Below are 23,947 nucleotides of genomic sequence, written 5' to 3'. Positions count from 1 at the left end.
GTGGCCCCGGGCAGACGATGCTGGTTGCGTGCATCCACCCCGTACTTCACGGCCAGCTTGCTTACCTGCCGGGCGGGTAGGACGCGTTCCAGTTCTTCGAGGCTGACTCGATTTGCCGCCATGGTTCCTCCTGCTGAGGGTTCCCATCGTTCATGCGTCAGCCTCTAATGTTCACTCTGTTTACCACTTTCGACAACTGTGGGCTAAAGCCCACGGCTGGAAACGCCATAAGCCCCGCCCTGGGCTCGCGGAGCTCGCCCGGCGGGGCTTCACCTGCTCGCATGGGCCGCGTCCGAGGTGCGACGAAGAGCGGAGGTGCCGCCGGACCCGTTCGATCGATCACGTCCACGCGTGAGGGTTGCGCGTGGACGGAGGATCACGAGTGGTCGAAGCCCCGTTCGGTGCCGCGTGAGCGGCGCCGAGACGGGGCTTATGGCCCTTCTAGCCGCGGGCTTTAGCCCGTGGCGGCTCGCGGAGCTCGCCCGGCGGGGCTTCACCCGCTCGCGTTCGGATGCCCCGGACCCGCGCACAACCCCTCCCCCGGGTTGGGGGAGGGGTCGACCGCCGTTGCGAGGAACGAGCAAAAGGCAGGTCGGGGGAGAGGGCCCCCGCGGAAACGCACCGCCACATCCGTCCACCCTTGTCCCCTTCCACCCGGCCCGGTGCGCCCTTCGCAAACTGCGACGGTCGCAGTTGGGGCAAGAGCGCCCCAAGCTGTACCTGCGGTGGTCCGCCAGGACGGCGCGATCGAGAGAGGCGGTCCGCTGGAACGGGCTATTTGCTGGAGTCTGTCGACCAGCGCATCGCGGCGCGGCACGTGCTCCCGGAAGGCCGCTCTCCCGCCCCGCCGGCTCCCTCGGCGGGGCACTCCGCCGGCGTGCGCGCCGGCCTCATCGGTTCCGGAGGAACCCTCCATGAAGCGCATCTTCGCCCTGCTCCCCCTGCTGGCGCTGGCGGCCTGCAGCGACCCGTCCACCGTGCCCACGGCCGCGGTGCCGGTGATCCCCCTGCCCTCCGCATCGCCCAGCGACGGCTACATCGTGGTGCTGCGGGAGGGGGCCAGCCCCGCGTCGGTGGCGGCGGTGGCCGGCATCCGCCCGCGCTTCGTGTACACGGCGGCCATCAACGGATTCGCCGCGCAGCTGAACGCGGGACAGATCAACGCGCTGCGCCACAACCCCAACGTGGCCCGCATCGACGTGGACGCGCCGGCGCAGCTGATGGCGTACGTCACGCAGACGCCCGCCACCTGGGGCATCGACCGCATCAACCAGCGCGACCTGCCCCTGAACAACACCTACAGCTACAACTACTCGGGCTCCGGCGTGACCGCGTACGTGCTGGACACGGGGGTCAACTCCAGGCACGTCGACCTGTACCCGCGCGCAAGCTACATCGACAACGGCGCCCGCGGCGACTTCGTGGGCGACGGGCACGGCAGCGCGGCAGACTGCCACGGGCACGGCACCCACGTGGCGGGCACCATCGGCGGCACCACGTACGGCGTGGCCAAGCAGGTCAGGATCGTCGCGGGGCGGGTGGTGAACTGCTCGGGCAACGGCACCGCGTCCATGGCCATCGCGGGGATGGACTGGATCACCCGCAACGGCAAATTGCCGGCGGTGGTGAACATGAGCCTGGGCTACGGCGACGTCCCCTCCGTGCGCGAGGCGGCCACCCGCATGGTCAAGACGGGCTTCTTCGTGGCGGCGGCGGCGGGCAACGGCAACTACGCGGGCGTGCCGCAGAACGCCTGCCTGCAGTCGCCGGCCGGCGCGCCGGGCGTGGTGACCGTCGGCGCCACCACCAGCACCGACCAGGAATCCAGCTTCAGCAACTACGGGCGCTGCGTGACCCTGCTGGCGCCGGGAAGCAGCATCACCTCGGCGTGGGTAGGCAGCACGACGGCCACGTACGTCAACAGCGGCACCTCCATGGCCACGCCGCACGTGGCCGGCGTCGCGGCGCAGTACCTGTCGTGGGTGCCCACGGCCACGCCATACGACGTGGAGACCACGATACTTTCCCTGGCCACGGTGGGCCGCATCACCCTGCACTCCGCCAGCGCCGGCGGCGGCACGCCCAACCTGCTGCTCTACACCAAGTTCTGATGATCCGCCGCCCGTAGCGGGATTCGCGTCTCATCCAGATCCGGAAAACAACACCTGTAGGGTACAGAGGAACAGAGTCAAACAGAGAAAGCGAGTGGAAGCATGATCTCGTTTTCTCTGTCTGACTCTGTTCCTCTGTACGATTATTCTTTTCCCGGATCTGGTATGAGACAAACCTTTTCGTGGAACCGGCATCTAATTCCTGCCCGTCACCGCGACGCACTTCCAAACCGGGCGCAAAGAACGTAGGTTCAACCCGCGCAACGACCTCCATCCGCAAAGCGCCTCCGCTTGACCCTTCCGCTGCTGCTCGCGCTTCCCTGGCTGCTGCTGCCCGTGCTGGCCGCCGCCTTCGTGCGCAGGCGGCCCGCGCTGGAGCACTGGAGCGCGCCGCCGGACGCGGAGGCGCCGCGGGTGTCCGTCATCGTCCCCGCGCGCAACGAGGCGCTCAACATCGGGCAATGCGTGCGTGCGCTGCGGGCGTCGGCGCACCCGCGGCTGGAGATCATCGTCGTCGACGACGGCTCCACGGACGGGACGGGGGATGCGGCGCGGGCGGCGGCGGAGGGCGATCCGCGCGTCCGCGTGCTGTCCGGCGAGCCGCTGCCGGCGGGGTGGTTCGGCAAGGCGTGGGCGTGCGAGCAGGGGGTCCGCGCCGCGCGGGGCGAGCTGCTGGCGTTCGCGGACGCGGACGTGGCCGCCCACCCCGAGCTGGTGGGGCGCACGGTGGCGGCGCTGGCGGAGCGGGGCGCGGCGCTGCTTTCCGCCATCCCGCGGCAGGTGCTGGGCGGCTTCTGGGAGCGGGTGGTGATGGCGCAGGTGGGAATGCTGTTCCTGGCCCGCTACCCGGACCCGGAGCGCGTCAACCGTTCCGCCGGCACCCGCGACAAGATCGCGCTCGGCGGCTACATTCTTGTCCGGCGCGACGCGTACGATGCGACGGGCGGCCACCGCGCCGTGCGCCACGAGGTGGCCGAGGACATGGCGCTGGCCCAGCGGTTCCACGCCCTGGGCCATCCGCCCCTGCTGGTGGCGGCGGAGCGCTTTCTGAGCGTGCGGATGTACCGCTCGCTGGCGGAGATCGTGGACGGGTGGAGCAAGAACCTGGCGCTCTCGTCGCGGCGCACGGCGCCGGGGCCGCTGGCGGCCGTGGTGCCCTGGCTGCTGCTGGCGGGCGTCTTCTTCTTCTGGCTGCTGCCGCCGCTGGTCCTGGTCCGCGGCGCGCTGGGGATGGCGGGGTGGCCGTGGGTCCCCGCCGCGGCGGTGGCGCAGGCGGCGGGGACGGCGTTCTGGGCGGCGATGTACCGGCGCGACGGGCACAACCCGGCGTACGCACTGCTGGTGCCCGTGGGCGCGCTGGTGATGTGCGGGATCGTGCTGCGCAGCGTGGCGCGCGGTGGGCGGGTGCGGTGGAAGGGGCGCGAGTACGCGGCCATGGAGCCTGGGACCGGGTGACGAGGGGACGATGAAGCTGCACGTGCTGGAACGCGAGATCCGCCTGCCCATCCCGGTGGCACAGGCGTGGGAGTTCGTGGCCGATCCGCGCAACCTGGCCCGGATCACCCCGCCCGACATGGGGTTCAAGGTGACGTCGCCGCTGCCGGAGCGGATGTACGCCGGTCTCATCATCACCTACACCGTCCGCCCGCTGCTGCGCGTGCCGATCACCTGGGTGACGGAGATCACGCACATGGACGAGCCGCGCATGTTCGTGGACGAGCAGCGCTTTGGCCCGTACCGCTTCTGGCACCACCAGCACCTGTTCAGCGAGATCCCCGGCGGCGTGGCCATGCGCGACATCGTGCACTACGCCCTGCCCAAGCGCGCCCGGGCGGTCCACCCGTTCCTGATCGGCCCGCGGCTGCAGCTGATCTTCGACCATCGCCGCCGCGTGCTCGAAGAGATGTTCGGCGTGTACCCCGACCCGCAATCCCCCCGCCTGACCCCCTGATGGCCGTGAACGAGTCCCGGTTCCTGGACCGGCTGCACCACCCCCACACGGCGCCCGTGCATCCGCATCCCATGCTGACGCGGGCGGCGCTGGTGTGCGGCGTGCTGAGCCTGGGGCTCATCGCGGGCGACCTGGGGCTGCGCGCGTTCGGGCTGGGCTTCGTGGTGGCGGCCGCGCCCGTGCCGGTGTACGTGATCCTGGCGCTGTGGCTGGACCGCTTCGAGCCGGAGCCGCCGCTGACCCTGCTGCAGACCTTTGCCTGGGGCGCCACGGTGGCCGTGTTCGTGGCGCTGATGGTGAACATGCTGAGCGTCGACGTCATGACGGCCATCGGCGGCGCGCCGGCGGCGGAGCTGTTCGCCGGGCTGGTGACGGCGCCGGTGGTGGAGGAGCTGGCCAAGGGCTTCGCGCTCTTCGTGCTGTACCGCGAGCTCAAGGACGAGTTCGACGGCGTGGTGGACGGCGTGGTGTACGCGGCCATGGTGGGGCTGGGCTTCGCCATGATCGAGAACGTGCAGTACTACGGCGAGGCCATCTCGGGCGGCCGCGAGAGCTCGCAGCTCACCTTCTTTCTGCGGGGGATGATCTCGCCCTTTGCGCACCCGCTGTTCACCAGCATGTTCGGCATCGGGCTGGGGCTGGTGCGCGAGCGGCACGGCGAGGGAAGGAGCTGGGCAGCGCCGGTGCTGGGCCTTACCGCGGCCATCGCGCTGCACTCGCTGTGGAACCTGGCGGCGACGTTCGAGGGGTGGTTCTTCGTCCTGTACATGCTGGTGATGCTGCCGGCGTTCATCGGCGTGCTGGCCCTGATCTACCTGTCGCTGCGCCGCGAAAGCCGCGTTCTGCGCGACCACCTGAAGCCGCTGGTGGGCGACGGCGTGCTGACGGACGCGGACCTGGAGTGCCTGTGCCGGGTGCGCCGGCGGATGGCCGCCAGCATGCAGGCGTGGAGGCACGGCGGCGTGCAGCACTGGCGCACGCGCCGCGAGCTGCACCGCGTGGCCAGCGAGCTGGCCTTTCACCGCTGGCGCGTGCTCCGCGGCCTGACGCTGGGCGCGGAGGCGGACGCCGCGCGCGAGGCGGAGTACCTGCGCCGCCTGTGCGAGTTGTACGAGCACGGACGGGTTGGTGAACGGGTGAGGGGGTGAACGGGTGAACGGGTGAGGTGGGGGCGGGCTCGGTGCGACCCGCGGGCGCCCCCTCCGCTCGCTCAGGCTCGCACCTCCCCCGAAACTGCCGGGGGAGGTTGAGGTGGGGCAGGGGGCGGGGTGCTTCGGCGGGGGGTGGTGCGGGATGATGGCGGCCCCCCTCTCCGGCCTCTCCCCCACGGAGCGGGAGAAAGGGGAGAATTCGATTCCGTTTCCGCAGACTGCGTTCGCGTTTTCCTTACCACGCGCTCGGAAGGTGCGGCGCGCGTCACCTCTCTCCCGCGCAGTTTGCGGGGGAGAGGCCGGGAGAGGGGGCCACTCTCGGGCGCAGCTCGACCCTTGGCCGTAACGCGTCCATCCCCTGCCCCACCCCAACCTCCCCCAGCAGTTTTGGGGGAGGTGGGCGAGTAATGCGAGCCCGGAGGGGGCGCCGTCCTTCGGACCCAACCATCCTAAGCGCGATCGAATTCTCCCCTCTCCGTGAGGAACGAACGGGGAGGGGCCGGGGGAGGGGCACCCCCGCGGACGCAGTTCGATGCCGTTCCATCCCCGCACAGGCTGGCCCATGTCCAATCCGTGCGCTACCTTCGCGCACGGACGGCGGCTTGACTGCCCTGTTCGACGATCCCGATCCGCCGCGTTCCTGAACCGAAGGGCCGATGTACCTGAAGTCCGCCGCAGGCCTGTCGCTGCTCGCGCTGAGCGCCGCGTGCGCGCCCGGCCGCCAGCCCGTTGCGTCCGTTCCGGCGCCCGCCCCCGCCGCCCCGGCACCCGCGGCGGTGGAGCCGGTGATGCCGGTGGAAGAGGGGACGGCCCTCCCCGGCGCGCCCACGCCGGTGGGGGCGGACCTGCTGGGCAGCGCGCAGTACGACCTGCCGGTGGTGGCCAACGAGTGGGTGCGCAGCGAGCTGGACTTCCTCGTCAACCAGCGCCACGAGGTGGTGGCCGGCTGGCTGCGGGCCGCGGACCGGTACGACGAGTGGGTGCGCGACGTGTTCGCCTCGTACGGCATTCCCCGCGACCTGCACCACCTGGGGATGATGGAGAGCGGCTACCGCCCCACGGTGCGCAGCCACGCGGGCGCGGTGGGGATGTGGCAGTTCATGCCGGCCACGGGGCGGCAGATGGGGCTGCGCATCGACACGCTGGTGGACGAGCGGATGGACCCGGTGCGCGCCACCCACGCCGCCGCGCGCCACCTGCGCGACCTGCACCGGCGCATGCGCGGCGACTGGTCACTGGCGGCCGCGGCGTACAACGCGGGCGAGGGGCGCATCAACCGGGCGATGGGGCGCTACGCGGCGGTGGACTTCTGGGACGTGGCGCAGCGCGGCAACCTGGCGCAGGAGACGCGGCGCTACGTGCCGCGGCTGTACGCGGTCACCATCATCGGCAAGGACCCGCAGCGCTTCGGCTACCCGGCGTCCGCCGGCGGGCGGCGGTTCGCGTACGACAGCGTGCGCGTGGACATCGCGACGCCGCTCTCGGTGCTGGCGCAGGTGGGCAACCTGCCGGTGAACGAGCTACTGGACCTGAACCCGCACATGCTGCGGCAGGTGGCGCCGCGCAACTACTGGGTGTGGGTGCCGCTGGGGCAGGCCGCGCCGCTGCAGCAGGCGTTCGCCACCTCCGAGTTCCGCCAGCGCGGCGGGTTTTCCGTCTACCGCGTGCGCCAGGGCGAGTCGCTGGGCCGCCTGGCCGAGCTTTCCGGCGTGCCCGCGGACCGCATCCGCACGCTGAACCTGTCCGCCAACCTCGACAACCTGCGCGCCGGCGACCGCATTCGCCTGTACGCCGACGCCGTCCGCACGCTCGACGCCCGCCCCGCCGAGCGCGTCGCCTCCCGCCGCGGCCCCCGCGTCCTGGGCGATCCCGCTCCCGCGGAGGAAGGCGCCCCGTCGGAGTCGCGCACGGAAGCCTCCACCGAGCGCCGTAGCGGATCGTCGGAATCGGCTTCCTCGCGCCGCGGCGAGTCCTCGTCTTCCTCCGCACGCCGCCCCGAATCGTCGTCATCCTCCACGCGCAACGGCGAGGCGTCGTCCTCCACTGCGCGCCGGAGCAGCGAGTCGGCATCGCCTGCGTCGCGGCGGAGCACGGAGGCCGCGTCCTCGTCGGAGCGGCGGAGCGGGGCGAGCGCGTCGGAACGCAACGCGTCGGCGGCGCGGCGGAGCGATTCGGCATCGGCTTCCACGCCGCGCGCATCGTCCTCCGCGCGTGAGAGCGGGGCGAGCCGCACGGGTGAGCGGGCATCCACATCCGTTGCCCCGACGACGTCCGCCAGCACCGCGCGGCGTAACGAGGGGACGCGCAGCGGATCGTCATCATCCTCATCGTCCGCGGCCAGCCGGTCGCACAAGGTGGAGGATGGGGAGACGCTGTGGGGAATCGCCCGCCGCTTCGATGTAACGGTGGATGCGGTGCGCGAGGCCAACGGCCTGGACGAGGACGACCACATCCAGCCCGGTCAGACGCTGCGCATCCCCCGTGCGGCCGGCTCCTCCACCGCGGCCTCTACCGCGCGGACCGAGTCCAGCAGCCGCACGACACCGAGCAGCAGCGAGCGGCGCGCGTCGGGCGAATCGGCATCCAGCACCCGCCGGTCGGCGGATTCTGCGTCGGCGGGGCGGCGAACGGGAAGCCCGGCATCCACCCAGCGGCCGTCCTCGAGCAACGCGGGAAGCCCGGCATCCACCCAGCGGCCGTCGTCCACGACCTCCAGCAGTTCGGGAGCCTCGGCCTCCACCGCGCGCCCGTCGTCATCCTCCAGCGCCGCACGCTCCGGAAGCGCGAGCACCGCGCGCCGGGAGCACACGGTGGGCGAGGGCGAGACGCTGTGGGGCATCGCGCGGCGCTACGAGACCACCGTCGAGAGCCTGCGCCGCGCCAACGACCTGGCCGAAGACGCGCAGATCCAGCCCGGTCAGAAGCTGCGCATCCCGCAGAGTTGAGCCTGCGAGGGCGATGATGACGTAATAACAAGACCCTCTCCGCGCGGCGGAGAGGGTCTTTTTCACGTGGGCGAAGTCGGTCCGTAAAGCAGAGAGAGGACGTCCAGTTGCGCTCCCTTCAGGAACATTCACATTGCATATGGGATGCATGTGTGTTAGCATGGGACCAGAGGCGCTAATCCCGCCTATCCCTCCCCGGCTCCCCGCCCTGGTTCCGCTTCCCTCTCCAGGAACGATCCTGACTGGCGGTACGTGGTTTCCGCGCTGCGCGGATGCCGGTGGCTCGCGCTTGGTCTTATCTGGAGGCAGTCTCATCATGAAGCAGATCGCATGTCTGCGGCGCACCGCCATGCTCGCGCTGTTCGCCACGGCCGGCTGCGGCGACGGCGGCTCCACCGGCCCCGCCGCACCCGCGTCGCTGGTGGCCATGACCGCCGTCGCGCAGACGGCGGCGGTCGCCTCGCCTGTGCCGGTGCCCCCGGCGGTGCGCGTGAGCGACAACAGGGGCCGCGGGCTGGTGGGGGTACAGGTGACCTTTGCGGTCACCGGCGGCGAGGGGACGGTCGCGGCCTCGTCGCTCACGGATGCCGGCGGCGTTGCCGTGGCCGCCAACTGGGTGATGGGCGTGCTGGCGCAGGAGAACACGCTCACCGCGTCCGTGCCGGGGCTGCAGCCGGTGGTGTTCCGCGCCACCGCCGCGCCGGGATTGCCCGCGGCCCTGCAGAAGACGGGTGGAGACGGACAGTCCGCCGCGGTGGCGACCCCGCTGGCCGACTCCATCGCGATACGCGTGGTGGACCAGTACGGCAACGGGGTGCCGGGGATGCTGGTGAACTTTACCGCGTCGGGCGGGCTGCTGACGGCCACCCGCGTGACCACGGGCGCGCAAGGGCACGCGCGTGTGATGCTGGTGATGCCCAACCAGCCGGGAACCCTGCAGGTGCTGGCGGGGATGGGGGCGCTGGAGCCGCAGTCGTTCAGCGTGACGGCCGTTCCCGGGCCGCCGGCCGCCCTCACCCGGGTGGCGGGGGACGCGCAGTCGGCGTACTCCGGTTTCGCCGTTTCGGTGGCGCCGTCGGTGCGCGTCGCGGACTCGTTCGGCAATCCGATCCCTGGCCGCACAGTGATGTTCACTCCCGCGGCCGGCAGCGGCGTGGTTACGGGCGGCACGGCCGTCACGGGCGCGGACGGCCGTGCCCGGGTGGGCAGCTGGGTCTTGGGAGAGATGGGGCGCAACCGCCTGATCGCAACCACCGCCGGGCTGGATTCCGTCGAGTTCACCGCGACCGCGCTGGAGCCGTGCGGCCGCCGCACCTACACACTGTTCACCACCCTGTCCGACACGCTCCGGCCCGACCGCTGCGTCGTTGCCGGCCGCAACGCCGAGGTCTATTCATTCGCCGTTCCGTCGGAGCAGTGCCTGGAGTTCAGGATGAACGCCGAGTACGACACGTACCTCTTCGTGCTGAACAGTGGCGGCACCGTGCTGGCCCACGACGACGACAGCGGCGGCGGCCTGAACTCGCTGATCCACATCCGCCTTTCGGCCGGCACGTACCTGCTGGGAGCCGCGGCGTACGGCAGCGGGCTGGGACAGTTCCAGCTGACCTCCAGCGCGTCGCAGAGCACGCAGTGCGGCGCTGCCCCGTCGTCCCAGCGCGGCGCGCCAAAGCAGGCGCCATAGCGGCCGGGACGGAAAAGACGCAGGCGCGGAGAGAGATCTCTCCGCGCCTGCGCGTGCTCTCGCCCAGATGATCTGGGTGCGGCTGCACCCTGGTGACCGAGCGTCAGACCGGGTTTTCCGCGGCCTGTTCGTCTTCGGCGGCGGGCTGCGCATCGGACGCGTCCTCCACCTCGTTCTCCGAAAAGCCGACCACGGTGCCGTCCTCGAACTGCACCATGAAGCCGTCGCGGCCCTCCTGGTTGTTGTCGGCGCCCCAGTGGCCGATCACCTCGCCCACCTTACCGACGTGCGGCTCCGACTGGTCGTAGAACGACCGCACCACGCGCACCCTGTGCATTGCGACTCTCCGGTTTTCGTCCGCCGTTCGCGTTCTCCGGCGGGCAGAGCATGCATGGAGTGCGCCCGGCAGGGGAAACGCGAGATTTCCCGGGCATCGGGCTGCGTCCGACGCGGTGCCCCTCCCCCGGCCCCTCCCCGTTCGTTCCTCACGGAGAGGGGAGAATTCGATCGCGCGGCGGAGGGATCACGCTGCGTCCGCGGGCGGCCCCCTCCGGCTCGCTTAGGCTCGCCACCTCCCCCAAAACTGCTGGGGGAGGTTGGGGTTGCCGCTCGATCCTCGCGGAGAGGGGAGAATTCGATCGCGCAACGGATGGATCACGCTGCGTCCGCGGGCGCCCCCACCGGCTCGCTTAGGCTCGCCACCTCCCCCAAAACTGCTGGGGGAGGTTGGGGTTGCCGCTCGATCTCGAGACTCGACGAAAAGGCTTTGGGCTGGCGTCCGAAAGGCCCCCTCTCCCCCGCCCCCCTCCCCACTGCGCGGGAGAAAGGGGAGAATTCGATCGCGATGCCGCGGCTCACGTGCCTGGCGGCTGACTCAGAACTCGCCACGTGGCAGGTACTTGACCGTACTGCAGAGCCGCCAGTCCGCGAAGGCGGTCTTCGTGTGGTTGTTGCAGCGAATTCATTCGCCCGTGCCGCCCGTGCCCGCCGCACCCTGCCGCCCCCCCAAAAACCTCCGCCCTCCCCCCGGAAGCACCGGAGGAGGGCGGAAACCATCCATCGAGGCCCATCTGAACCGTCAGAGCCCGTTGTTGCGCTGGGCCTGCTCGGCGGCGGCCTTGCGGAGGTTGGCTTCACGCAGCGCCTCCTCGGCGCGGGCGGCGTCCTGCTCGGCCACGCCCTCGGCCTGCTCCAGCTGGCCCTCGGTCTTCAGCTGCCGGTCTCCCAGCAGGTCGCCCAGCCCTTCCTTCAGCTTGCCGCCCAGGTGGGTGGCCTTGCCGGTCACGTCGTCCGCCATCGTTCGCCTCCGGGGTATGGCGTACAGATCTCCCGATTCACGGGGCTGCTGACACGGTGGCAAACAATATGCCCTGCAACGGATTGCGTCTTATCGACACGCGCCGGGGACCACGCTTGGAGGGGTTGGGGATGGGGGATGATCGGCGGCCGGGGCCGTGGGAGGTGGTGCGCGACGAGGACAAGGGCGACTTCGAAGTGTTTCGCGTGCGGGCGCTCCACGCCCGCTCGCCGCAGGACGGCTCGGTACAGGCCTTTCACGTGGCCCAGGCGCCCGACGGCGTGGCCGTGCTGGCGCTGACGGACACAGACGAGCTGGTGATGGTGCAGCAGTGGCGCCATCCCGTGCAGTGCGTGACGCTGGAGCTCCCCGCCGGGATCGTGGAGGAGGGCGAAGCCCCCGGCGACGCCGCCGCCCGCGAGCTGCGCGAGGAGACGGGGTACGCGGGGGGCGAGCCGGTGTGCATCGGGTCGCTCATCATCAACCCCTCGTGGACCACCGCGCGCCTGCACGTGGTCGTGGTCCGCGGCGTGCGGCGCGCGGGAGAGAAGGAGCTGGACGAGGGCGAGGACACCCGCGTCTGCTGCGTTCCGCTGGCCGCGGCCCGCCGGCGGGTGCTGAGCGGGGAGATCGACACCGCCCCGTCCGTGGCCGCGCTGGCGCTGTACGACCTGTGGCGCGCGGACGCCCGGGACGGTGCGTGACGGAGAACCGGGCGCGCGTTCCTTGCGGATGCGTGGCCCTGACCTTATTTCTGCTGAATTGCCCAGCGTGTGCGCGTGACCGATTCAATGTTCGTGTTCATCTCCCACCTCACCGTTCCCGAGGAAGACCAGCCGGAGCTGGAGCGCCACTTTCGCGAGCGCTCCCGGCTGGTGGACGGGTTTCCCGGCTTTCTGTACCTGCAGCTGATGCGGCCGCAGGCCGGCGGGGCCACCCACACCTTCCTGACCGCCTGGGAGAGCCGCGAGGCCTTCAGGCGCTACATGGGAAGCGAGGAGCACGCCGTCTCGCACGGCCGCGAGCCGGGCGAGATCATGGCCCGCACGAGCGTGCGGCACGAGGCGTTCGAGGTGCTGATGGACTCGCGCGCCGCGCCGGAATGGGTGCAGTGAGCGCGGGCCCCGCCGCCGCCGTGGCGCTGCTGGACCTCAAGGAGGTCGTCGCCCGCTCCGTCACCGGCCTGCTGTACGCCGAGATGCCGTGGATGGTGGAGAAGTACGGCGAGCGCGGCCGGCTGAAGTGCCTGCAGGACATGCGGTACAACCTGGAGTACCTGGCGCCCGCGGTAGAGCTGGACGACCCCGCGATGTTCGCCCGCTACGCCACCTGGTGCGACGGCGTGCTGCGGTCGCGCGGCGTGCCCACGGACGAGCTGGCCCGCTCGTTCGAGCTGATGGAGTCGGACGTGGCCGCGCGCCTGCCCCCCGAGCAGGCCCAGGCCGTGGCCGGGTGCCTGCGGGCGGGGGTGCAGGTGCTGCGCGCGGCGGGCGAAGGATGACGGCCGAGGAGGTGCGCGAGGAGTACCTGCGGGCGCTGCTGGCCGGCAGCCGACGCGACGCCATGGCCGTGGTGGACGGGGCGGTGCAGGACGGGATGGGGATCCGTCCGCTGTACCTGGAGGTATTTCAGCCCGTGATGCGCGAGATCGGCCGGCTGTGGCAGGAGAACCAGATCACCGTGGCCGACGAGCACCTGGCGACCGCCATCACCCAGGCGGCCATGGCGCGGCTGTACGACCAGCTCTTCGCCGGGGGCGCGCAGCCGGGCCCGCTGCTGGTTGCCGCCTGCGCCGACCAGGAGCGGCACGAGCTGGGGCTGCGGATGATCTGCGACGTGCTGGAGATGGAGGGGTGGGACACCGTCTTCCTGGGCGCGTCCGTCCCCGTGGAGGACCTGGTGCAGATGGTGGTGGAGCGCCGGCCGCAGGTGGTGGCGCTCTCGGCCTCCATCGCCCCGCACGTGGCGCGGGTGCGGGCGGCCATCGACGGCATTCGCGCGGCGGTGCCGGAGGGCGGGCCGGTGATCGTGGTGGGCGGCCGCGCCTTTGCCGACGACGCGGGGCTGGCGGAACGGCTGGGGGCGGACCTCACCGCCGCGGATGCGGTAGAAGCCGCCGAGCGGCTGAAGGAGCGGTTCGGCGGCATGAAGGACGCTGCATGAAGGAGAGATTCGCGGGATGAAGGAGCTGGCTTCCCTTGGGCTGCACCCGCTGCTGCGCGGCTTTCCCGGCTTCGTGCTGGAGCTGGCGCGCGACGGCACCGTCCTGGACTCCAACGGGCGCCTGGAGCGCGCGCTGGAGCGCGGGGTGGTGGGCGCCCCCTTTGGAGCCGTGCTCGACGAGGCCTCGCGCCGCAAGCTGGACACCATCCTGACCCGCGCCGCCTACGAGCCGTGCGACGACCTGGGCGCCGCGTGGGAGCTCATGCTGGAGGGGCGCGACACCCTGCAGCCGCACTCGTTCTACCCCGTCTGCGACGAGGAGGGCACGCGGCTGTGGCTGGTCGAGGCGCCGCGGGACCCGCGCTTCGACCAGATGTACGAGGAGCTGGCCAGCGCCAACAGCGAGCAGGCCAACGCGCAGCGGCAGCTGGCCAAGGAAAAGGCGCGCCTTGCGCGGGCCCTGGACGAGCTGGAGCGCGAGTTCAGCCAGAACGAGCGGCTGGCGCGCACGCTGCAGGCGCAGAACGAGGAGATGCAGGCGCAGAACGAGGAGCTCCTGGCCATGACCGAGCAGCTGCACTCCGGCCAGGACCACCTCCTGAGTGCCAATCAGCAGCTGGAGCGCCGCAGCCGCGAGCTGCAGATCGCCCTGGGCGCGCGCAACCGCTTCTACGCGTCCATGAGCCACGAGCTGCGCACCCCCATCAACGCGGTGATGGGCTACAACGACCTGCTGCTGGCCGAGGTGTACGGCTCGCTGAACGAGCAGCAGGAGCTGGCCGTGGAGCGCGCCCAGCGCGCCGCGCGGCACCTGCGCGAGCTGGTGAACGATGTGCTGGACCTGTCGCGCCTGGAAACCGGCCGCCCCGACGTGCAGCCCGAAGAGGTGCACGCGGCCGAGGTGGTGGAGGACCTGCTGGAGAGCCTGCGTCCGTTGGCGGAGAGCACGCGCACCCAGCTGCGGCTGCTGCGTCACGGCGAGGTCCCCGTCATCCGCACGGACCCGCGGCGGCTGCGGCAGATCCTGATGAACCTGATCTCCAACGCCATCAAGTTCGGCGCGGGGTCGCCGGTGTGGGTGCACGTGTCGCCCGGGCGCTCGGGGGGGATCACCATCGAGGTCACCGACGGCGGCCCCGGCATTCCCGACGAGGACCAGGCGCGCATCTGGGACGAGTTCGTGCAGCTGGGGCGCGCCGACAACGTGGCCAGCGCGCGCGAAGGCACCGGCCTGGGCCTGCCCATCTCGCGCCGGCTGGCGCGGGTGCTGGGCGGCTCGCTGGACGTCAGCTCCACCGTCGGGGTCGGCAGCACCTTCCGCCTCACGCTCCCCACCGCGCCGCCCAAGGGCGAGTAGCGGTCGATACGAGGGATCGGAGCGGCGCGGATGTCGCTTCGTTGCGGACGCGCAGGTGCGTTGGACGCCGCGCACCGCCGGGCCGCCGAGTCCGCGCAGGCGGACTTTGCGATTTTCCAGCGGCGAATTCATTCGCTCCAGCGGGCGGACGGCACGCTACCGCATTAGAACCGCAACGGGCATCATTCGCTCCCGCAGGCGGACGCCCGTTACCGGTCCGAATCGAGGCGAGCGCCGCAATCCATTCGCGCGAACCGCGGCGGAGCATCGGCCGGGGACACGGCACAACCCTGCCCGAGCGGCGGGCATCGAACGAAAGACCCGCGGCCGGCGGCACGCGCGCGGCCGGGTCCACGATAAGAAACACGTCCACAGGCAACGCATGTCGCAGCAGACGGAGGAAGGGCCGCAGCACCCGCCCCGCGCGGGCGACCGCCGCGGAAACGACCGCAGGCGGGTGGAGCGCCGCTCGCCGGCCCCGCCCTGGCGGCGGCCGTGGGCGCTGGTGGCGTACGGCGTCATCGGCACGCTGGCCGTCGTCATGCTGCTTCGCGGGGGCGGCGACGAAGAGCCCGTGGCGCCCCGCGACGAGACGCTGGTGGAGCGCCCGGCCGAGGGCGGCACCACCGTGGCCCCGGCCAACCCGCAGGCCGCCGCGGGCGGCCCGGAAGACGCCTACGGCACCGCCGGCTACGAGCGGCTGGTGGTGGAGGGCGAGGCCGCGGTGGGCAAGGTGGTGCGCGCGGAGGTGTTCTGCGAGGCGCCCCAGAACTTCACCATCATCGTGGGCCACACGGCGCCGCGCTCGGTGGCGTCGCTCATCCGCGACGGCAGCGTGCCCGCCGCGGTGTGCAAGTACGGCCGCTCCGGCGAGCCCCGGCGCGAAGACCTGCTCCTGCTGGTTCCCCCGGACAAGGCGCAGGAGTTCTCCACCGCGCCGGTGGTGAACGACGCCTTCGTCGAGCGGCGCCGCGTGGTGGCCGAGATGGAGTGGGTGGGCCGCTCCGAGACCCTGGCGCTGCGAACCGCCGCCGTGTTCCGCGGCATGATCGCGCAGTAAACGTTGCGCGCCGAGGATCCCGCGGCGGCGCCCGTTCCGTCCCCACACCCTCCCCAGATGAAGCATCGCATGATCGTGGCGGCCGCGCTACCGGCCGCCCTGGCCGCCGCCGTTCCCGCCGCCGCCCAGGACGACGCGCTGCTGGAGCGCGCGCGCCGCATTCACGCCGCGGCGCCGCTGGTCGACGGGCACAACGACCTGCCGTGGGAGATCCGCGAAAAGGCGCAGGGCAACCTGTCGGTGATGAACCCCGGCGGCGGCCTGCCGCGGCAGCACACCGACATCCCGCGGCTCAGGGCGGGCGGCGTGGGCGGTGTGTTCTGGGCCGCGTACGTCCCCGTCGAGCGCATCGGCAACGGGGCGGCGGCGTTCGCGCTCGAGCAGATCGGGCTCATCAAGCGGATGACGGACGCGTCGCCGGAGCTGGAGCTGGCGCGCACGGCCGACGACGTGGTGCGCATCCATCGCGCGGGAAAAGTGGCGTCGCTCATCGGCATCGAGGGGGGGCACGCCATCGAGAACTCGCTGGACGCGCTGCGCCAGTTCCACGAGCTGGGCGTGCGCTACATGACGCTTACGCACACCAGCACCATCGACTGGGCCGACGCGGCCACCGACAGCGCGCGCCACGGCGGACTGACGAAGTTCGGCGAAGAGGTGGTGCGGGAGATGAACCGGCTGGGGATGCTGGTGGACCTGTCGCACGTGTCGGACGAAGCCATGGCCGACGCCATCCGCGTGTCCGCGGCGCCCGTCATCTTCTCGCACTCCTCCGCGCGCGCCCTTGCGGACCATCCGCGCAACGTGCCCGACGACGTGCTGCGGATGCTGCCGGCCAACGGCGGCATCGTGATGATCAACTTCTACTCCGGCTTCGTGGAGCCCACGGCGGCGGCGCAGGCGCGCGGGATGTACGCCGTGCAGCGCCGCTTTCGCGAGCAGTTTCCCAACGATCCGCCGGCCGCGCAGCGTGCCTACGACGAGTGGCGCCGCGCCAACCCCGTCCCGCGCGGGACCACGGCCACGCTGGCGGACCACATCGACCACGTGGTGAAGGTGGCGGGCATCGACCACGTGGGGCTGGGCTCCGACTACGACGGCGTGACCTCGCTCCCCGCGGGGATGGAGGACGTCTCGCGCTTCCCGTACCTCACCGCCGAGCTTCTGCGCCGCGGCTACTCCGAGGCGGACGTGCGCAAGGTGCTGGGCGGCAACGTCATCCGCGTCATGCGCCAGGCGGAGGAGGTGGCCGGGCGCCTGCAGCGCGAGCGCGGCCCCTCGCAGGCCGTCATCGACGTGATGGACGGCTGGCTGGTGCAGCCGAAAAGATAGGGGACAGGGGATAGGTTACAGGTTACAGGGGACAGGTTACAGCCTGCACGAGAAGGGAGCCGCGGTCGCCGCGGCTCCCTTTTCCGTGTGATAGATGGTCCGCCCTGCCGTTGCGATTATTTCGATTGTGGCTATACTTGATGCAGATGAAGAGGTACGCTGAACCAGAAGGAACGAGCCATGACTTCGACCGAGACGCTGATGACGCCGATCCGGCCCAGCGAAGAGGATGTGCGCCTGGCACGGCGGAGCTCGTCGCAGATGAGCCGCCTCGACAGCCGGCCGAGTGAATTCAAGGTCACGGTGGCTTCGGGCGAAACGGAAGAGGAGCTTACGATTCCGGCGATCGCGTTTCGCATGCTGGAGATGATCCTTGGCGAGCTGGCGCAGGGACATGCGGTGGCGCTGTCTCCCATCGACCGGGAGATCACGACGCAGAAAGCCGCGGATCTCCTGAACGTGTCCCGCCCGCACCTGATCAAGCTGCTGGAGTCCGGCCGCATTCCGTTCAAAAAGACCGGCTCGCATCGGCGAATCCGGGTTGCGGACGTGCTGGAGTACAAGGCGCGTATGGATGCGGAAGCGGACCGCGCGTTCACCGAGCTCGTGGAGCAGGCACAGGAGCTCGGGATGGGCTACGAGTGACGGCGACGCCGGTCATCGCGGTCTACGATGCCAACGTCCTGTATCCCGCCGCGCTCCGGGACTTCCTGATTCGGCTGGCGCGCCAGGGACTGGTCAGCGCGCGATGGTCGAGCGTGATCCACGAGGAGTGGATCCGGAACCTGCTGATCAACCGCCCTGATCTGACCCGCGAACAGCTGGAGCGCACCCGCAGGTTGATGGATGCGGCCGTTCCGGGAGCGGTGGTGGAAGGATTCGAGCGGCACATGACCGACATCACGCTGCCCGACCCTGATGATCGGCACGTCCTGGCGGCGGCGATCGAAGCATAGGCGGAAGCGATCGTGACCTTCAACACCAGGGACTTCCCGAGGCGCGCCGTCGCGCGCTACGGCATCGAAGTCCGCCGCCCTGACGCGTTCGTCCTGGACCTGCTGGGGCGCCATCCCGAAGAAGTCTACGCCGTCGCTCGCCGTCACCGGTCCGAGCTCCGCAAACCGCCAAAGACGGTGGAGCAGTACCTGGATCACCTAAGCCAATCCGGGCTGAAGCGAAGCGCCGAGTATCTGCGGGAGGCCGGCGTGGATCTATAGCTGCCCCCCGACGAACGACAGCCCCCGCCGGCATCTCTCGCCGGCGGGGGCCGTCCCCCGTAACCTCTCCCCTATCCCCTGCAGTTACACCACGCCGGCCGCCGTCTTCGCCCACTCCAGCCGGCGGCGCAGCTCCTTCTCGCTCATCGTGCGGATGGCGAAGCCGGCGGCGTCCAGGCTGTTGAAGTCGATGGGCGCGGTGACGGTGGCCCCGGCCTCGCCGCGAAAGGCCAGCTGGGCGCCGTCGCGCAGGTGCGCCACCTTGGTGGGGATGGCGATGGCCTCCCAGGGGCGGCCGTGGTCGTCGTTGATGGTGCGCATCGTCCTCGTATCCTCCAGTACGGTCGCGCCTGATGATCGTGGCGCGGCGGTTTCTGATGATGTGCGTCAGCGGCGGATGGCCTTGAGCAGCCCCTCGCCGGCGGCCTCCACCTGCCAGCGGCGCACGCCGGGCACCGCCTCCAGCGCCTCCAGCGTCCTGGGCTGCGCCCGGCCGATCTCTTCCAGCAGCGCCTTGCTGATCAAAAAGCCGGGGTCCAGCTCCAGCTCGTTGGCGATGCGGGTGCGCGCGTCCTTGAGCGCCTCCACGCGCGCCTCCAGCTCCACGTCGCGCTCCCAGCGCTGCGAGCGGGGCCAGCGCGGCAGCTCCTCTTCGGGCACCGCCAGGCCGCGGCCGATGGCGGCCATGATCTCGCGCCCGCGCCGCTGCGCCATCCCCTCGGACAGGCCGGTGACGCGCGGCAGGTCGCGCACGTCGGCGGGGGGCGAGGCGCTCATCTCCAGCAGCGCCTGGTTGCCCAGGATGCGGAAGGTGGCCTGGTCGCGCTCCTTGGCCACGCTCTCGCGCCACTCGTGCAGCTCGCGCAGGATGGCCAGGCCGCGCGGGGCCAGGTCGCGCGCGCCCTTCATCCGCATGAACGCCTCGCGCCCCTCCTCGGGCTCCGTCCAGCGGGTCTGCTCGCGGCGCAGGAACTCTTCCTGGGCCCAGTGCAGCCGGCCCTTCTGCTCCAGCGCCTCCTTCAGCCGGTCGCGCAGGTCCGGGAGGTGGGCGGTGTCGGTGGCCGCGTACTCCTTCATCCCGTCGCTCAGCGGGCGCTCGGCCCAGTCGGCGCGCTGGAACTCCTTGGGCAGCTTGAGGCCCAGGTACTTTTCGGCGATGTTGCCCAGCCCCAGCTGCCGCTCGCCCAGGAACGCCGCGGCGATCTGCGTGTCGAACAGCCCCGACAGGTGCAGCCCCGCGTCGCGGTCCAGGATGCGGACGTCGTAGTCGGCGTCGTGGAAGATCTTTTCGACGGCGGGGTCGGCGAACAGCGCACCCAGCGGCGCCAGGTCGCCTACGGAGAACGGGTCGACCAGGTAGTTGCGGGTGCGCGACGAGATCTGCAGCAGGCTGAGCCGGTCGAAGTAGCGGTGGTACCCCGCGGCCTCGGTGTCGACCCCCAGCAGCGTCTCTCCCCTCAGCTCGTCCACCAGCGCCAGCAGCTGGTCGGGACGTTCGATGTATTCGTGGTCCATGCTCTCGGCGTCGAGGAAGCCCGCAAAATCGCCGCGCGGTGCAGCCGTCGCAAGGTCCGCGCTCGTTTCGCGGCCTCAACCGGAACGCCCCGCGCTCCACCGGGCGCCTTCGGCCACCGCCGGGGGACGTGCACCGCCGGGATGACCGTTGTAGAATTCCGCCGACCGTGTGTAGAACGACTCGCTCATCCTTTCCTTTCCGAGGGGCATCCACTCGCAACCGTCGCAAGGTCCGCGCTCGTTTTGCGGGCTTTTCCATCGGCCAGCGCGGGTTGGGGGGCGAAGGGACGATGCCTCGTCGAAGGGCACTGGACTGGCGCCCGCCGGGGTGCCCCTCCCCCGGCCCCTCCCCGTTCGTTCCTCACGGAGAGGGGAGAATTCGATCCCGCTCCGGAAGCACGTGGGTCGCGTCACCCTCCCCCGCGTTGTTTGCGGGGGAGGGCCGGGGTGGGGGGCGCCCGCGGACGCAGCGTGATCCCGACCGAAACCACCCACTCCCTGCCCCACGGTCCGCAGCCGGCAGAACATCGAAGGACGCAGGGACGACCCGGTCCCTGCGTCCTTGCTCGTTTCCGCCGCGGGTTGCACGGCGCGGGGGCGCGGGCGCATCTTCGGCGGATTGCTCCGAGCATCCGCATCCACAGATCGCGAATCGCATGTCCACGTATCCCGCGCCCGACCTGGTCCTGACCGCCCGCCGCATCCACCTGCTGGGCGACCGTCCCTCCGTCACGGCGCTGCTCATCCGCGGCGGGCGCGTCGCCGCGGCGGGGACGGAGGACGAGGTGCGCGCGGCGGCGCTCCCCGGCGCCCGGACGGAGCACGTGGACGGCGTGGTGACGCCCGGGCTTACGGACGCGCACGTGCACCTGACCACGTGGGCGCTGGCCCGCCGGCGCGTGGACCTGAATGCCGCGCGCACACTCGAGGACGGCGTGGCCGCGGTGGCGCAGGCGGCGCGCACGGGCGAGGGGTGGGTGCGCGGCCTGGGGTGGGACCGGCACCGCTGGGGCGGGCTTCCCACGAAGGAGGCGCTGGACGGCGCGGTGCCGGACCGGCCCGTCTTCATGCTGAGCCACGACATCCACGGCGCCTGGGTGAACACGGCGGCGCTGCGCCGGTGCGGCATCACCCGCGACACGCCGGACCCCGCCGGCGGCGAGATCGTACGCGACGCGGGGGGCGAGCCCACCGGCGTGCTGCTGGAAAAAGCCGTGCGGCTGGTGGAGTCGCATCTCCCGATCGAGTCGGCGGAGGAGATCCGCGGCGCGCTGCTGGAGGCGCAGGCCGAGGCGCACCGGCTGGGGCTGACGGGCGTGCACTCGGTGGAGGTGACGGGGCTGGAGGACTTCACCGCCATGGAGCTGGACGGCGTGCTGCGGCTGCGCGTGCTGCAGTCCATCCCCCTTCCCCGGCTGGACCACGCCATCGGCGCGCGGCTGCGCAGCGGCTTTGGCGGCGAGTGGCTGCGCATCGGCGGGGTAAAGATGTTCACGGACGGCGCCCTGGGATCGCGCACCGCCTGGATGCGGCAGCCGTACGAGGGCGGTGGGGCGGCGGACCTCGGGATCTGCACGCTGGAGCCGGACGAGTTCCGCGACCACGTGCGCCGCGCCGCCGCTGCGGGTATCGCGTCCACGGTGCACGCCATCGGCGACGCGGCGGTGGAGATGGCGATCGACGTGCTGGGCGGCGCGGACCGCTTGCCCGCGATGCCGCACCGCATCGAGCACGTGCAGCTGTGCCCGCCGGACCTGTGGGAGCGCGCCGGCCGCTCGGGCGTGGTGGGGTCGATGCAGCCCATCCACCTGATGACCGACATTCCCACCGCCGAGCGCCACTGGGGCCACCAGCGCTCGCGCGGCGCGTACCCGTTCGCCCCCCTGCAGCGGGCGGGGATGACGCTGGCGTTCGGCAGCGACGTGCCGGTGGAGTCGTGCGACCCGCGGCTGGGGCTGTTTGCCGCCGTGCGCCGCGTGGGGTGGGACGGCGCGCCGGCCGAGGGGTGGTGGATGGAGAACGCCGTCACCGCGGAGCAGGCGCTGCGCGCGTACACCGAGGGCCCGGCGTTCGCCGCCGGCCTGCCGCACCGCCAGGGCCGCCTGCTCCCTGGCTACGATGCCGACCTGGTGGCCTGGGACACCGATCCGCTGAACTGCGAGCCCGACGCCCTCCGCGAGATGCGCTGCCTTCTGACCATGGTCGCCGGCGAGGTGGTGCAGCGGGTGTGATCCAGGTGGACGGGGATGAGGGTTTTGGCTGCGGGGCGGGAGGATCGTCGAACGGCATCGAGCTGACGCCGGACGGGGGGCCCCTCCCCCGGCCCCTCCCCGTTCGTTCCTCACGGAGAGGGGAGAATTCGATCGCGTGGCGGATGGATCACGCTGCGTCCGCGGGCGCCCCCTCCGGGCTCGCATTACTCGCCCACCTCCCCCAAAACTGCTGGGGGAGGTTGGGGGGGCACTGGTGGCGGAGGCTCGCCGACCGGTGTCGAGTTGGTGCCCGGACGGAGCCCCCCCGGCCCCTCCCCTCTCGTTCCTCGCGGAGAGGGGAGAATTCGATCGCGCGGCGGACGGATCACGCTGCGTCCGCGGCGCCCCCTCCGGGCTCGCATTACTCGCCCACCTCCCCCAAAACTGCTGGGGGAGGTTGGGAGTGCCGCTAAATTTTGAGACCCGACGAAAGGCTTCGGACTGGCGTCCGAAAGGCCCTGCTCCCCCGCTGCGCGGGAGAGAGAGGAGGGTCCAATCACGATGCCTCTGCTCACGGCCCGGCGGTTTGCTCCCAACCCGCCACGTGGCAGACACTTGCCCGTACCGCGGGGCCGCCAGTCCGCGAAGGCGGCCTTCGTGTGGTTGTTGCAGCGAATTCATTCGCCCTTGCCAGCCCTTGCCAGCCGATACCCCCACGCAGATTTGACCCGCCCGGCGCCGCGCGGCTATCTTCCCGGCCGATTCCTGTTGATGTCGGGCCGCGGGCGCGGGGAGAAATCCGCCGCGCCTTCTGCCATCCCCTACCGAACGCACGAGCGATGATGCGCATCCGTGTGCCGCTTCCGCGGCGCTTTTGCACCCTGGCCGCCGCGGCCCTGCTGATCACGGCCACCCTGGCGACCAGCGCCTGCGGCCAGTCGCAGGGCGCCACGCCCGCGTCCGGCGCCAGCGCCGTGAACCCCGATTCCGTGCTGGGGCGCGCGGACCGCGGCCGCATGAAGGGGGCGGAGGGCGCGCAGGTCACCATCATCGAGATCTCCGACTTCCAGTGCCCGTACTGCCGCGAGTTCGCGGCGGGCACCTACAAGCAGATCGACAGTGCGTACGTGCGCACCGGGCGGGCGCGCATCATCTACATCAACCTGCCGCTCTCGTCGCACCAGCAGGCGTTCTCGGCGGCCGAGGCGGCCATGTGCGCCGGGGCGCAGGGCAAGTTCTGGCAGATGCACGACCGCCTCTTCGCCACGCAGCGCGAGTGGAGCGGCCAGGCCGACGCAGTGACCCGCTTCGAGCGGCTGGCGGGGGAGCTGCAGCTGGACATGGCCGCGTGGCGCGACTGCACCGTCAACGACCGCACCGCATCCATCATCGTCTCCGATGCCATGCAGGCGGCCGAGGCGCGCATCAACGGCACGCCCACGTTCATCATCAACGGGCGCGGTGGCCAGCGCAGCCTGAGCGGCGCCGTGCCCTACGACCAGTTCGCCCGCGAGATCGACGCCGTCCTCAACGGCCAGCCCGCCGCCCCCGGCGCGCAGACGCCGCCCGCCGCGACGCCGCCGCAGCCGTAGCGCGGCTTTACGCATCAGCGGGACGCACGTCGCCCCTCCTCCGCGCCGCGGGGAGGGGCGATGTGTGTTCGGAGGATGCGTCGTTCCGGTCTGGCCCCGCACCGCGTCCGCCGGCGCCTCCTCCTCCGCAGACCGCGCGGGCAGGGTGACGCGCACGACAGCGTTTCGAAGCGGGATCGAATTCTCCCCTCTCCGTGAGGAACGAACGGGGAGGGGCCGGGGGAGGGGCCCCCAGCCGGCGCAGGGAGAAGCAGCCGAAGCACGATCGAATTCTCCTCTCCCCCATGCAGTTTATGGAGGAGAGGCCGGGAGAGGGGGGCCGCGTTGGGCGCAGTGCGATTCCCGCCACCGCACCTCGACCCGGCCCATACGAGAAGCGC

At 71.4% G+C, this 23,947-nt stretch carries 20 protein-coding genes and 1 pseudogene; 17 read left to right on the top strand and 4 right to left on the bottom strand.

Annotated features, from left to right (window positions below):
* Window positions 1-914: 914 nt before the first annotated feature.
* From VGC13_RS06875 to VGC13_RS06850, 6 genes are all read left to right on the top strand, one after another.
* Window positions 915-2,111 carry a S8 family peptidase gene (locus VGC13_RS06875; protein WP_331124487.1) on the top strand — a complete coding sequence of 399 codons (1,197 nt, stop codon included), beginning with the start codon at window positions 915-917 and terminating at the stop codon, window positions 2,109-2,111.
* 291 nt (window positions 2,112-2,402) lie between these two features.
* Entirely contained in the window at window positions 2,403-3,566 is a 1,164-nt protein-coding gene (locus VGC13_RS06870; RefSeq protein WP_331124486.1) for a glycosyltransferase family 2 protein, read from the top strand.
* A gap of 10 nt (window positions 3,567-3,576) precedes the next feature.
* Window positions 3,577-4,062 carry an SRPBCC family protein gene (locus VGC13_RS06865; RefSeq protein WP_331124485.1) on the top strand — a complete coding sequence of 162 codons (486 nt, stop codon included), beginning with the start codon at window positions 3,577-3,579 and terminating at the stop codon, window positions 4,060-4,062.
* A 5-nt stretch (window positions 4,063-4,067) separates the two neighbouring features.
* Window positions 4,068-5,210 (top strand): PrsW family intramembrane metalloprotease, encoded by a 1,143-nt coding sequence (locus VGC13_RS06860; RefSeq protein ID WP_331124484.1) that lies wholly within the window; start codon window positions 4,068-4,070, stop codon window positions 5,208-5,210.
* 659 nt (window positions 5,211-5,869) lie between these two features.
* Window positions 5,870-8,158, top strand: a complete 2,289-nt coding sequence (locus VGC13_RS06855) for a LysM peptidoglycan-binding domain-containing protein (RefSeq protein WP_331124483.1) — start codon at window positions 5,870-5,872, stop codon at window positions 8,156-8,158.
* Window positions 8,159-8,474: 316 nt separating this feature from the next.
* A complete protein-coding gene (locus VGC13_RS06850) occupies window positions 8,475-9,842 on the top strand; it encodes an Ig-like domain-containing protein (RefSeq protein WP_331124482.1) in 1,368 nt (455 codons plus the stop codon).
* 103 nt (window positions 9,843-9,945) lie between these two features.
* On the opposite strand, the gene VGC13_RS06845 is transcribed toward VGC13_RS06850, so the two are convergent.
* Together VGC13_RS06845 and VGC13_RS06840 are read right to left on the bottom strand one after the other, a co-directional pair.
* A complete protein-coding gene (locus VGC13_RS06845) occupies window positions 9,946-10,179 on the bottom strand; it encodes a hypothetical protein (RefSeq protein ID WP_331124481.1) in 234 nt (77 codons plus the stop codon).
* A 741-nt stretch (window positions 10,180-10,920) separates the two neighbouring features.
* Window positions 10,921-11,139 carry a CsbD family protein gene (locus tag VGC13_RS06840; RefSeq protein ID WP_331124480.1) on the bottom strand — a complete coding sequence of 73 codons (219 nt, stop codon included), beginning with the start codon at window positions 11,137-11,139 and terminating at the stop codon, window positions 10,921-10,923.
* A gap of 131 nt (window positions 11,140-11,270) precedes the next feature.
* Here VGC13_RS06840 and VGC13_RS06835 point away from each other — a divergent pair, with 131 nt between their 5' ends.
* The 9 genes and pseudogenes from VGC13_RS06835 to VGC13_RS33410 all read left to right on the top strand — a co-directional run bounded on the left by VGC13_RS06835 (window position 11,271) and on the right by VGC13_RS33410 (window position 18,268).
* The gene (locus VGC13_RS06835; protein WP_331124479.1) at window positions 11,271-11,843 is read left to right on the top strand and encodes an NUDIX hydrolase; all 573 of its coding nucleotides are present in this window, start codon (window positions 11,271-11,273) and stop codon (window positions 11,841-11,843) included.
* Between the two features lie 75 nt (window positions 11,844-11,918).
* The gene (locus VGC13_RS06830; RefSeq protein ID WP_331124478.1) at window positions 11,919-12,254 is read left to right on the top strand and encodes an antibiotic biosynthesis monooxygenase; all 336 of its coding nucleotides are present in this window, start codon (window positions 11,919-11,921) and stop codon (window positions 12,252-12,254) included.
* Window positions 12,251-12,640, top strand: a complete 390-nt coding sequence (locus VGC13_RS06825; protein ID WP_331124477.1) for a hypothetical protein — start codon at window positions 12,251-12,253, stop codon at window positions 12,638-12,640. Before VGC13_RS06830 ends, VGC13_RS06825 begins: the two co-directional genes overlap by 4 nt.
* Window positions 12,637-13,302 (top strand): cobalamin B12-binding domain-containing protein, encoded by a 666-nt coding sequence (locus tag VGC13_RS06820; protein WP_331124476.1) that lies wholly within the window; start codon window positions 12,637-12,639, stop codon window positions 13,300-13,302. Before VGC13_RS06825 ends, VGC13_RS06820 begins: the two co-directional genes overlap by 4 nt.
* Before the next feature lie 16 nt (window positions 13,303-13,318).
* The gene (locus tag VGC13_RS06815; RefSeq protein ID WP_331124475.1) at window positions 13,319-14,659 is read left to right on the top strand and encodes a sensor histidine kinase; all 1,341 of its coding nucleotides are present in this window, start codon (window positions 13,319-13,321) and stop codon (window positions 14,657-14,659) included.
* A gap of 382 nt (window positions 14,660-15,041) precedes the next feature.
* Entirely contained in the window at window positions 15,042-15,719 is a 678-nt protein-coding gene (locus VGC13_RS06810; RefSeq protein WP_331124474.1) for a hypothetical protein, read from the top strand.
* A gap of 57 nt (window positions 15,720-15,776) precedes the next feature.
* Entirely contained in the window at window positions 15,777-17,051 is a 1,275-nt protein-coding gene (locus tag VGC13_RS06805; RefSeq protein ID WP_331124473.1) for a dipeptidase, read from the top strand.
* A 180-nt stretch (window positions 17,052-17,231) separates the two neighbouring features.
* Window positions 17,232-17,696, top strand: coding sequence for a helix-turn-helix domain-containing protein (locus tag VGC13_RS06800; RefSeq protein ID WP_331124472.1), 465 nt, complete (start codon window positions 17,232-17,234; stop codon window positions 17,694-17,696).
* Window positions 17,693-18,268: pseudogene (locus VGC13_RS33410) on the top strand (PIN domain-containing protein). Before VGC13_RS06800 ends, VGC13_RS33410 begins: the two are co-directional and overlap by 4 nt.
* Before the next feature lie 84 nt (window positions 18,269-18,352).
* Here VGC13_RS33410 and VGC13_RS06785 read toward each other — a convergent pair.
* On the bottom strand, window positions 18,353-18,589 hold the full coding sequence (locus tag VGC13_RS06785; protein ID WP_331124469.1) for a hypothetical protein: 237 nt from the start codon (window positions 18,587-18,589) through the stop codon (window positions 18,353-18,355).
* A gap of 66 nt (window positions 18,590-18,655) precedes the next feature.
* Window positions 18,656-19,783 (bottom strand): ribonuclease D, encoded by a 1,128-nt coding sequence (locus VGC13_RS06780; protein ID WP_331124468.1) that lies wholly within the window; start codon window positions 19,781-19,783, stop codon window positions 18,656-18,658.
* A gap of 656 nt (window positions 19,784-20,439) precedes the next feature.
* Between VGC13_RS06780 and VGC13_RS06775 the strand changes: the two genes are divergently transcribed.
* Together VGC13_RS06775 and VGC13_RS06770 are read left to right on the top strand one after the other, a co-directional pair.
* Complete coding sequence (locus tag VGC13_RS06775; RefSeq protein WP_331124467.1) at window positions 20,440-22,014, top strand: amidohydrolase; 1,575 nt, start codon at window positions 20,440-20,442, stop codon at window positions 22,012-22,014.
* Window positions 22,015-22,814: 800 nt separating this feature from the next.
* The gene (locus VGC13_RS06770) at window positions 22,815-23,567 is read left to right on the top strand and encodes a DsbA family protein (RefSeq protein ID WP_331124466.1); all 753 of its coding nucleotides are present in this window, start codon (window positions 22,815-22,817) and stop codon (window positions 23,565-23,567) included.
* Window positions 23,568-23,947 lie beyond the last annotated feature (380 nt).

The sequence above is a fragment of the Longimicrobium sp. genome (genome assembly GCF_036399255.1).
In the GTDB taxonomy this organism is placed as follows: Bacteria; Gemmatimonadota; Gemmatimonadetes; order Longimicrobiales; family Longimicrobiaceae; genus Longimicrobium.
The sequence above is the reverse complement of the archived record's forward strand: the minus strand, read 5'-3'. Positions and strand labels throughout refer to the sequence as shown.